Annotated in this window: 4 protein-coding genes; all 4 read right to left on the bottom strand. The window is 68.2% G+C overall.

Annotated features, from left to right (window positions below; genetic code table 11):
• Window positions 1–38: 38 nt before the first annotated feature.
• The gene (locus tag JAO81_RS41560) at window positions 39–371 is read right to left on the bottom strand and encodes a DUF5361 domain-containing protein (RefSeq protein WP_199553198.1); all 333 of its coding nucleotides are present in this window, start codon (window positions 369–371) and stop codon (window positions 39–41) included.
• Window positions 371–688, bottom strand: a complete 318-nt coding sequence (locus tag JAO81_RS41555; RefSeq protein ID WP_199553197.1) for a hypothetical protein — start codon at window positions 686–688, stop codon at window positions 371–373. The genes JAO81_RS41560 and JAO81_RS41555 overlap by 1 nt, the downstream gene beginning before the upstream one ends.
• 97 nt (window positions 689–785) lie before the next feature.
• The gene (locus JAO81_RS41550; protein ID WP_199553196.1) at window positions 786–1412 is read right to left on the bottom strand and encodes a hypothetical protein; all 627 of its coding nucleotides are present in this window, start codon (window positions 1410–1412) and stop codon (window positions 786–788) included.
• Window positions 1413–1449: 37 nt separating this feature from the next.
• Window positions 1450–1879, bottom strand: a 430-nt coding sequence (locus JAO81_RS41545) for a hypothetical protein (protein WP_233416653.1), incomplete at its 5' end; no start/stop codon positions are given.

The following is a 1879-nucleotide window of genomic DNA, read 5'->3' as shown; positions in this document are numbered from 1 at the left end:
ACGCCACACCGACTTCTTCGGCCATAACCCCTCACCTCTTACTGCATCGTTGCCACCGGGCCGACCTGGGCCAGGAGGGCTTGCACCTCGGCCGGTGTCCGGTCGGTACGCCCGGTGCGCTTGCCCGGCGGGGTGGCCAGCGGGCTGAGCGGTTTGGGCCGGTTGCGGTTGCGTTGTGCGTCCTTGGTCCGCATCCAGTTGCCCAGCCGTAGCTCGTCCACGACCAGGAACAGCAGGTGCTCCTCGGCGGTGTAGCCGTCGCCGCCGGACGTGCGTGCGGTGGCGCTGTGCGGCTCGTGGCGCAGCATCTCGTGCAGGCCGCCGATCCGGCCCAGCGTCAGCTCGTCCAGCGGCGGGGCGCCGCGCAGCATCAGGTCGAGCGCGAGGGCTTCCGCCGCGGCGGGCGACGCGAGGACGGCAAAACCCCTTTTCCCGATGCGCCGCCGTGCGCGATCCACGCTCGCACGAGGCTTTCCTGCACGCCGACCGGCATCTCGTCCATAGCCCTCACCACGCGCGGGCTGGCGATCTCTTCGAAGACCGAGTCGTCCCCCGCCTTCATGCGCTTGGCCTGCGCACCGGTGACGGTATTGATGTTCGGCAGCTCGTACGTCGCGCCGTCCATGCCGGTGAACTCGAACGGCTTGCTGGCCTGCTCGCCTGCGACCCTGCGGGCGTCAAATGTCATGCGTGGATCTCCTGAACGTGCGGTGCGCGGACGGCTGTTGGAAAAGGGGTGCGGGCCGCAGACATCGCATGCGCGATGCCCTCGCCCTGCGGCTTGGTCAGAGCTCCTCGGCGGTGTCTGCCGCGCGGTCCTCGGCGGCTTCGACCGCGGCCGGCGTCGCACCGGCGATGTCCAGTCCCCAGGCAGCGGAGTTGGAGAACTTGGTCATCAGGTTGCCGTTCTCATCCGGATACGCCGTGATCGTCACCGGGTATCCGATCGCCTCGCCGGTCTGGTAGGGGATCTCACCGCGTTCGGTCAGCTCCCCGTTGCCGATGTGGATGCGGATGATGTCCGCTCCGTCGAGGACGTTCAGCACGAAGGCACGCGGGTCCGCCGTAGCGGGCTTGACCGCGATCTTCCACTCGTCGGTGCCATTGGCCTCAACGACCGAGCCCGGATACCACAGTTCAAGGTTCGAACCGCGCGTCTGGATCAGCATGGCCGTCAGGGTCAGTGTCGACTCGGTGCGGGCCGCGCGGACGGTGGTGGCGTTCTGCCAGGCCACGATGTTGTCGACGGAGTCGTCCCAGTTCTCCGTCACTCCGTCCTCGTTCACGTAGCCGTGGCCGATCCACACAGCGGGGAGTGCGGTCGTGGCGTCGGTGGGGGCGGCGGTGCCGATGGGGGCGCTGCACAGTTCACCGGTGATCGCCACACGTACTTCGCTGGCAACCAGTCCCATGTCAGTTGTCCTTTCGATCAGATCTGCACGCGGCAGGTCAGCGGGTGGGGCTGATCACCGCATCGGCCCGTACGTCGAGGCGGTAAGTCGCCCAAACGCGGGGGCTGTTGGTATTGGGGTCTTCGTCCAGTCGGGGCGCCATGAATTCCTGCACCCGATAGCACGGCACCTCGCCGAGCGAGGCCCCGGCCAGGGCCCAGATGTCGCCACGGATTTTCAGGGCGAGTGTCATGGCGTCGGCGTCGGTGGCCGCCCAGCACCAGATGTCGATGCGGGCGCCGTCGCGTACCGGCCACATCGCCTCGCCGCCGACCCGGCGCACCTGCACCAGCCGTTCGGGCCGCGGATCCGGCACTCGGGAGACGACCCGCACGGGATGGTTAAGTGGGGTGAGGTGGGCGATGAGGAGGGCGTTGACGTCGGCGAACGGCATACGGCAGCCCTCCCGTTGCGGATTTAGTCGGCGG

The sequence above is a fragment of the Streptomyces sp. N35 genome, assembly GCF_016464295.1.
Lineage (GTDB): Bacteria > Actinomycetota > Actinomycetes > Streptomycetales > Streptomycetaceae > Streptomyces.
This window is presented reverse-complemented; position numbering and strand designations above follow the sequence as displayed.